We start from the raw sequence: 8,372 nt of genomic DNA, 5'->3' as shown, positions 1-8,372 counted from the left end.
GGCCGGGACACGGCCGCCATCATCGATGCCGCGGTGGACGGTGAGCTCGCCGCGCTGGTCGTCGGCGGCGTCGAACTCGCCGACCTGCCCGACCCGGCGCGTGCCGCACAGGCGCTGGACGAGGTCGGCTTCCTCGTCAGCCTGGAGCTGCGGCCGAGCGACGTCACCTCACGGGCGGACGTCGTCCTCCCGGTCTCCGCCGTCGTGGAGAAGTCCGGCACCTTCCTCAACTGGGAAGGCCGTGCACGCCCGTTCGAGGCGTCGCTCAAGGCGGACCAGATGACCCGCCGCCACGTACAGCCCGACGCACGGGTGCTGCACATGCTCGCGGACGCCCTCGACACACACCTGGGACTTCCGGACGTACGCACCATCCGCTCCGAGATCGACAGGCTCGGCCAGTGGGAGCCGAACGGCTCCTCGCCCGCCGCCCCCGCGGACTCCCGCACCGCGGCCACCTCGACGCCGCAGGCTGGCAAGGGCGAGGCAGTGCTCGCAGGGCACCGGCTGCTGCTGGACAAGGGGCGGCTGCAGGACGGCGACGAGGCCCTGGCCGGCACTCGGCACGCGGCCCTCGCCCGGCTCTCACCCGCCACCGCGGCGGACAACGGCGTGGTCGACGGCGACACGCTCGCCGTCACGGGGCCGGCCGGGACCGTGCGATTCCCGCTCCGGGTCACCGACATGCCCGACCACGTCGTGTGGCTCCCGCTGAACTCGGCGGGGCACGGCGTCGTCGCCGACACCGGGGCGCGCCCCGGTGACCTCGTACGGCTCACGGAGGCCGCCGACGCGAAGGAGGTGGACGCGTGAGCACGCTCGCCCACCTCGCGGCGTCCGAGCGGAGCATCGTGGCCGCGGAGGACCTGTCGGCCTTCGGCACCGACCCCTGGTGGCTGATCGGCCTCAAGGCCGTCTTCTGCTTCGCCTTCCTCATGCTCACCGTGCTGATCTCCATCGTGATGGAGCGCAAGGTCGTCGCCTGGATGCAGCTGCGCATCGGCCCGAACCGGCACGGCCCCTGGGGCATGCTGCAGTCGCTGGCCGACGGCATCAAGCTCATGCTCAAGGAAGACGTCGTGGTCAAGGGCGCCGACAAGGCGGTCTACATCCTGGCCCCGATCCTCGGTGCGATCCCCGCCTTCATGGCGATCGCGGTGATCCCCTTCGGGCCGCCCGGCAACGAGGTGTCGGTCTTCGGCACCCGTACCGCCATGCAGCTCACCGACATGCCGGTGGCCGTGCTCTACATCCTGGCCACCGCCTCCATCGCCGCCTACGGCGTGGTGCTCGCGGGCTGGTCCTCCGGCTCGACCTACCCGCTGCTCGGCGGCGTACGGGCCACGGCCCAGGTCATCAGCTACGAGGTCGCGATGGGCCTCAGCTTCGCCGCCGTCTTCCTGCACTCCGGCTCGATGTCCACCTCGGCCATCGTCGACGCGCAGGACGACCGATGGTTCGCGATCCTGCTGCCGGTCTCCTTCCTCGTCTACATGGTGTCGATGGTGGGCGAGGCGCATCGCGCACCCTTCGACATGCCGGAGTCAGAGGGCGACCTGGTCGGCGGCTACAACACCGAGTACTCGTCGATCAAGTTCGCGATGTTCATGCTCGCCGAGTACATCCACATGGTCACCCTCTCCGCCCTCGCGGTCACCCTCTTCCTGGGCGGCTGGCGGGCGCCGGCACCCATCTCCACGTACTGGGAGGGCGCCAACCACGGCTGGTGGCCGCTGCTGTGGTTCACCGGCAAGCTGGTCGTGCTGCTCTTCGGCTTCGTCTGGATCCGCGGCACGCTGCCGCGCGTGCGCTACGACCAGTTCATGAAGCTGGGCTGGAAAGTCCTCATCCCGGTCTCCATGGCCTGGCTGATGCTGGTCGCGGCCGTCCGGGTGATGCGGAACGAGAACTACTCCTTCACCGGCATCATCTACTGGGTCGGTGGCGGGGTCCTCGTCGTGCTGCTCCTCTCCTTCGTCTACGACATCTTCCGCGAACGCGCGGAGGCGGCCGTGGAGGAAGAGGAGAAGCAGGCGGCCGACAGGACGCCGTTCGACCCGATGGCGGGCGGTTTCCCCGTACCGCCGCTGCCCGGACAGACCCTCCCGCCCGTACCGAGGCGCCGCTCGCACAGGGACCGCGAGCTGGTCGGTACGGCGGCCGAGCCCGGCGAGAGCGCGGACAAGCGTGACGGGACCAAGGAAGGAAGGGAGGCCGACGGTGCCTGAGAACCCATTGGCCGGTTTCGGCGTGACCTTCAAGGCCATGTTCAAGAGGCGGCTGACCGAGCAGTACCCGGAGTACAAGAAGCCGACGGCGCCCCGCTTCCACGGCCGCCACCAGCTCAACCGCCACCCGGACGGGCTGGAGAAGTGCATCGGCTGCGAGCTGTGCGCGTGGGCCTGCCCGGCGGACGCCATCTACGTCGAGGGCGCGGACAACACCGACGAGGAGCGCTACTCGCCGGGCGAGCGCTACGGCCGCGTCTACCAGATCAACTACCTGCGCTGCATCCTGTGCGGCCTGTGCGTCGAGGCGTGCCCCACTCGCGCGCTGACCATGACCAACGACTACGAACTCGCCGACTCCTCCCGCGAATCGCTCATCTTCACCAAGAAGGAGCTGCTCGCGGGCCTCGACGAGGGCATGGTCGACTCCCCGCACGCCATCTTCCCCGGCATGACGGAGAAGGACTACTACCGCGGGCTGGTCACCGAGGCCGCCCCGGACACGGACGTCCAGCCCGTCACCGACACCGGCGACCCGCAGGAGTCGGCCAGGGACTTCGGAGCGGCGGAACCGGCCTCCCAGCCGCTGGTCACCGACGCGCCCGCCGCGACGGGCGGCGGCGTCGACCCCTCCTCGCGCGACATCTCCGCCGAGGAGGCGGGCGAGCAGGGCGCCGCGGCCAGGGCCGCGGGCAACCGCTCGGGCAACGACTCGAAGGAGGGCAGGTGACCGTGCTGTCCTTGCCTTCGACGGATTCCGCGGACGCGCTGACCCTCGCCGCCACCGCCACCTCGGCCGGTGAGGCGGTGCAGTTCTGGGTGCTGGGCACCATCGCCGTCCTCGGCGCGCTCGGCACCGTACTGCTGCGCCGCGCCGTGCACTCGGCACTGTGCCTCGCCGGAACCATGATCATCCTGGCGATCTTCTACCTCGCCAACGGCGCGTACTTCCTAGGCGTCGTGCAGATCGTCGTCTACACCGGCGCGGTCATGATGCTCTTCCTCTTCGTGCTGATGCTGGTGGGCGTGAGCGCCGCCGACTCGCTCAAGGAGACCCTCAAGGGGCAGCGCTGGCTCGCGGCCGGCTGCGGCCTCGGGCTGGGCATCCTGCTGATCGCCGGGCTCGCCCAGACCTCGATGGGCTCCTTCACCGGACTCGCCGCGGCCAACCGGGGCGGCAACGTACCGGCGCTGGCGGCGCAGCTGTTCACCAAGTACGTCGTCGCCTTCGAGGTGGTGGGCGCACTGCTCACCGTCGCCGCCGTGGGCGCGACGCTGCTGACGCACCGGGAGCGGATCGAGAAGGCCAAGTCGCAGCGCGAGCAGGCCGAGGAGCGGGTCAGGGGCGGCAAGCAGCTGCCTCCGATGCCCGCGCCCGGCGTGTACGCGCGGCACAACGCCGTCGACCGTCCCGGCCTGCTGCCCGACGGCACCCCCTCCGACATGACCGTCAGCGCGACGCTGCGCGACCGGGGCCAGATGCGCGAGGTCGGTCCCGAGGCGCTGCGCCGGGTCGCCGCTCTCGAGCAGCGGACCGCCGACAACCACGGGCAGACCGAGCACGTCGGGCGGATGTACGGCGAGCCGCACGAGCCCGACCCCGACCCGGATCTGGACGCGGCACGGGAACGGGACGCGGCCCGGGAACGCGACGCCCGTAAGGCAGAAAGTGAGGAGGCGGCCAAGTGAGCCCCGTCAACTACGTCTATCTCGCCGCCGTGCTGTTCACCATCGGCGCCGCCGGAGTGCTGATCCGGCGGAACGCCATCGTGGTGTTCATGTCGGTCGAACTGATGCTGAACGCGGCCAACCTGACCCTGGTCGCCTTCTCCCGCATCCACGGGAATCTCGACGGCCAGATCATGGCGTTCTTCGTCATGGTCGTCGCCGCCGCCGAGGTCGTGGTCGGGCTGGCGATCATCGTCATGCTGTACCGCTCCCGGCACTCGGCCTCGGTCGACGACGCCAGCCTGATGAAGCTGTAAGGGGTACGAACCAGTGGAGTCATTGATCGGACTGCTCGTCCTCCTCCCCATGCTGGGCGCGGGCGTGCTGTTGTGCGGTGGCAAGCGCCTGGACCGGGCGGGCCATTGGGTGGGCGTGCTGCTCGCCGCGGCCTCGTTCGTCGTCGGCGCGGTCCTCTTCTTCGACATGCTCGGCAAGCCCGCCGACGGACGCGCCCTGCACCAGAACCTGTTCAGCTGGGTGCCGGTGGAGGGCTTCCAGGCCGATGTGGCCTTCCAGCTCGACCAGTTGTCGATGACCTTCGTGCTGCTGATCACCGGGGTGGGATCGCTGATCCACCTCTACTCGGTCGGTTACATGGAGCACGACGAGGGCCGCCGCCGCTTCTTCGGCTATCTCAACCTCTTTCTCGCGGCGATGCTGCTGCTCGTCCTCGCCGACAACTTCCTGCTGCTCTACGTCGGCTGGGAGGGCGTCGGCCTCGCCTCGTACCTGCTCATCGGGTTCTGGCAGCACAAGCCGAGCGCGGCGGTGGCGGCGAAGAAGGCGTTCCTGGTCAACCGCGTCGGTGACGCGGGGCTGGCCATCGCCATCTTCCTGATGTTCACCACCTTCGGCACCTTCGCCTTCGCGCCCGTACTGAGCAACGCCGCCGACGCGGGCGAGGGCAAGCTGACGGCGATCGGGCTGATGCTGCTGCTCGCCGCCTGCGGCAAGTCCGCGCAGGTGCCGCTGCAGTCCTGGCTCGGCGACGCGATGGAGGGCCCGACCCCGGTCTCCGCCCTCATCCACGCCGCCACCATGGTCACCGCCGGCGTCTACCTCATCACCCGGTCCGGCGCGATCTTCAACGGGGCGCCCGACGCGCAGCTCGCGGTCGTCGTGGTCGGCGCGGTCACGCTCCTCTACGGAGCGATCGTCGGGTGTGCCAAGGACGACATCAAGAAGGCGCTCGCCGGTTCGACCATGTCGCAGATCGGCTACATGATCCTGGCGGCCGGACTCGGCCCGATCGGCTACGCGTTCGCCATCATGCACCTGGTCACGCACGGCTTCTTCAAGGCCGGGCTCTTCCTGGGCGCCGGCTCGGTGATGCACGGCATGAACGACGAGGTCGACATGCGCAAGTACGGCGGCCTGCGGAAGTACATGCCGGTCACCTTCGTCACCTTCGGGCTCGGCTACCTCGCCATCATCGGCTTCCCCGGTCTGTCCGGCTTCTTCTCCAACGACCAGATCATCGAGGCCGCCTTCGCCAAGGGTGGCACCCAGGGCTGGATCCTGGGCGCGGTCACCCTGCTAGGCGCGGCGATCACCGCGTACTACATGACGCGCGTGATGCTGCTGACCTTCTTCGGCGAGGAGCGCTGGAAGCGTTCCGAGGCGCAGGGCGAGCACGGCGAGCCGCACCCCCACGAGTCGCCGAAGTCCATGACGATCCCGATGATCGTGCTGGCCATCGGGTCGGTCTTCGCGGGCGGCCTCTTCAAGATCAACGAGTCGTTCGTGCACTGGCTGGAGCCGGTCACCCAGTTCGGGCACGGCCACTCCCCGGTCGCGGCGAGCACGGTGACGGGGGCGACGGTCGTCACGATGCTGATCGGTGTCGGTACGGCCTGGCTGCAGTACGGGCGCAAGGCGGTACCGGTGGTCGCGCCCCGCGGCAGCCTGCTCACCCGCGCCGCCCGGCGCGACCTGCTCCAGGACGACATCAACAGCATCGCCCTGGTCAAGCCCGGCGTGTACCTCACCCGCGGGCTGGTCTACGTCGACAACAAGGTGGTCGACGGCGTCGTCAACGGCACCGCCGCCACGTTCGGCGGGCTGTCCGGCCGTACGCGCAAGCTCCAGAACGGTTTCGTCCGCTCCTACGCGGTCTCGATGTTCGGCGGCGCGGCGGTCCTGGTCGCCGCGGTCCTGCTGATGAGGGCGGTCTGAGTCATGTCTTTTCCTTTGCTGACGGTCACCGCCGTGGTGCCCGCGATCGGCGCCATCGCCACGGCGGCCACCCCTCCCGCGCGGCGGACTGCCGCCAAGTGGCTGGCGCTGCTGTTCTCGCTGGCGACACTGGGGCTCGCCGCGGTGGTGCTGGCCCGGTTCGATCCGGGCGGTGCGCGCTACCAGCTCACCGAATCGCACGCCTGGATCCCGGACTTCGGGGTCCGGTACGAGCTGGGCGTGGACGGCATCGCCGCCGTACTGATGACGCTCACCGCCCTGCTGGTGCCCTTCGTCATCGGCGCGGCCTGGCACGACGCCGACGACCTGGAGCCGGCCAGGCCCAACCGCCGCTGGCGCCCCACCCAGGGCTTCTTCGCGCTGATCCTCGCGGTCGAGGCGATGGTGATCCTCTCCTTCGCCGCGACCGACGTCTTCCTCTTCTACATCTTCTTCGAAGCGATGCTCATCCCGCTGTACTTCCTGATCGGCGGCTTCGGGGACCGTGCGCACGCGGCGGGTGAGGAGGAGGGGGCCAAGCAACGCTCCTACGCGGCCGTGAAGTTCCTGCTCTACAACCTCGCCGGCGGTCTCATCATGCTGGCCGCGGTGGTCGGTCTTTTCGCCGCCACCTCCGACCAGCTCGGCGAGGGCACCTTCTCGCTGCAGCAGATCGCCCAGGCCCGCGCCGACGGCGACTTCGAACTGAGCAGCACCGTCGAGCGGCTGCTCTTCCTCGGCTTCTTCTTCGCCTTCGCCGTGAAGGCGCCGCTGTGGCCGCTGCACACCTGGCTGCCCAACGCCATGGGCGAGTCGACCGCGCCGGTGGCCGTGCTGATCACCGCGGTCGTCGACAAGGTCGGCACCTTCGCGATGCTCCGCTTCTGCCTCGGCCTGTTCCCGGAGGCGAGCGAGTGGGCGACGCCGGTGGTGATCGTGCTGGCGCTGATGAGCATCCTCTACGGTGCGCTGCTGGCCGTCGGCCAGCGCGACATCAAGCGCCTGATCGCGTACGCCTCCATCTCCCACTTCGGCTTCATCATCCTGGGCATCTTCGCGATGACCAGCCAGGCCCAGAGCGGCGCGACGCTCTACATGGTCTTCCACGGCATCTCCACCGCCGCGCTGATGCTGGTCGCGGGCTTCCTCATCAGCCGCCGCGGCTCGCGCCTCATCGCGGACTACGGAGGCGTGCAGAAGGTGGCGCCGCTGCTGGCCGGCACCTTCCTCGTCGGCGGCCTGGCGACGCTGTCGCTGCCGGGACTGGCCCCGTTCATCAGTGAATTCCTGGTGCTGGTGGGCACGTTCAGCCGCTACCCGGTCGCCGGTGTGGTGGCGACGGTGGGCATCATCCTCGCCGCCCTGTACGTCCTGCTGATGTACCAGCGGACGATGACCGGACCGGTCGAGAAGCCCGAGGTGCGGGCGATGCCGGACCTGAAGGTGCGCGAACTGGCCGTGGTGGCGCCGCTGATCGCCCTGCTGATCTTCTTCGGGGTGTTCCCGAAGTCGCTCACCGACATCGTGAATCCGGCCGTCGAACACACCATGTCGGACGTGCGGAAGAAGGACCCCAAGCCAGACCATCCAGTCGCCGACCAGGGCTGGTTCGACTACAAGCCGGTGGAGCACGCCGGAGGTGACCACGAGTGAGTCTGTGGATGCTGGGAGCCGAGCAGCTCCAGGCCCCGAAGATCGAGTACGGAGCGCTGTCGCCGGCCCTGATCGTGCTGGGGGCGGCCGTTCTGGGCATCGTCCTGGAGGCGTTCCTGCCCCGTAAGAGCCGCTACGGGGCGCAGTTGGTGCTGACCGCGCTGGGAATGGCCGGCGCCTTCGCGGCCCTCATCGGCCTCGCCCTGTCCGGGCACGGATCGAGCAAGGCGGCCATCGCCGGCATGGGCGCCGTCGCCGTCGACGGCCCGGCGCTCTTCCTTCAGGGCATCATCCTGCTGGTCGGGTTGGTCTCGGTCTTCGTCTTCGCCGAGCGCCGCCTCGAACCGCTGGCACACGGTGCGAGGGTGGACTCCTTCGCCGCCCAGCCCGCGTCCGTACCCGGCGGTGAGGGCGAGCGGGAGGCCACCAGGGCGGGCTGGACCACCACGGAGGTCTTCCCGCTGCTGCTCTTCGCGGTCGGCGGCATGCTGATCTTCCCGGCGGCCAACGACCTGCTGACGCTGTTCATCGCGCTGGAGCTCTTCTCCCTCCCGCTCTACCTGCTGTGCGCGCTGGCCCGGCGGCGCC

The 8,372-nt window shown here is 69.6% G+C and carries 7 protein-coding genes and 1 pseudogene; all 8 read left to right on the top strand.

Annotated features, from left to right (window positions below):
* Nucleotides 1–813: molybdopterin dinucleotide binding domain-containing protein (locus tag ACRDP3_RS07405; protein ID WP_431516035.1), on the top strand; the 813-nt coding region annotated here is incomplete at its 5' end.
* Nucleotides 810–2,228, top strand: coding sequence for an NADH-quinone oxidoreductase subunit NuoH (nuoH, locus tag ACRDP3_RS07400; protein ID WP_431516034.1), 1,419 nt, complete (start codon nucleotides 810–812; stop codon nucleotides 2,226–2,228). The genes ACRDP3_RS07405 and nuoH, both read left to right, overlap by 4 nt.
* Before the next feature lie 37 nt (nucleotides 2,229–2,265).
* A complete protein-coding gene (gene nuoI, locus ACRDP3_RS07395) occupies nucleotides 2,266–2,958 on the top strand; it encodes an NADH-quinone oxidoreductase subunit NuoI (RefSeq protein WP_431516036.1) in 693 nt (230 codons plus the stop codon).
* The gene (locus tag ACRDP3_RS07390; protein WP_431516033.1) at nucleotides 2,955–3,917 is read left to right on the top strand and encodes an NADH-quinone oxidoreductase subunit J; all 963 of its coding nucleotides are present in this window, start codon (nucleotides 2,955–2,957) and stop codon (nucleotides 3,915–3,917) included. Before nuoI ends, ACRDP3_RS07390 begins: the two co-directional genes overlap by 4 nt.
* Nucleotides 3,914–4,213, top strand: a complete 300-nt coding sequence (gene nuoK, locus ACRDP3_RS07385; RefSeq protein WP_431516032.1) for an NADH-quinone oxidoreductase subunit NuoK — start codon at nucleotides 3,914–3,916, stop codon at nucleotides 4,211–4,213. The genes ACRDP3_RS07390 and nuoK overlap by 4 nt, the downstream gene beginning before the upstream one ends.
* Nucleotides 4,214–4,226: 13 nt before the next feature.
* On the top strand, nucleotides 4,227–6,131 hold the full coding sequence (gene nuoL / locus ACRDP3_RS07380; RefSeq protein WP_431516031.1) for an NADH-quinone oxidoreductase subunit L: 1,905 nt from the start codon (nucleotides 4,227–4,229) through the stop codon (nucleotides 6,129–6,131).
* Nucleotides 6,132–6,134: 3 nt separating this feature from the next.
* Nucleotides 6,135–7,784 (top strand): NADH-quinone oxidoreductase subunit M, encoded by a 1,650-nt coding sequence (locus ACRDP3_RS07375; protein ID WP_431516030.1) that lies wholly within the window; start codon nucleotides 6,135–6,137, stop codon nucleotides 7,782–7,784.
* Between the two features lie 8 nt (nucleotides 7,785–7,792).
* Nucleotides 7,793–8,372 (top strand): annotated as a pseudogene (locus ACRDP3_RS07370) (NADH-quinone oxidoreductase subunit NuoN); the annotation flags it as partial.

It is taken from the genome of Streptomyces sp., from assembly GCF_050698815.1.
In the GTDB taxonomy this organism is placed as follows: Bacteria; Actinomycetota; Actinomycetes; order Streptomycetales; family Streptomycetaceae; genus Streptomyces.
Note: the sequence above shows the minus strand (reverse complement) of the source record. Positions and strands in the feature narration are given on the sequence as shown.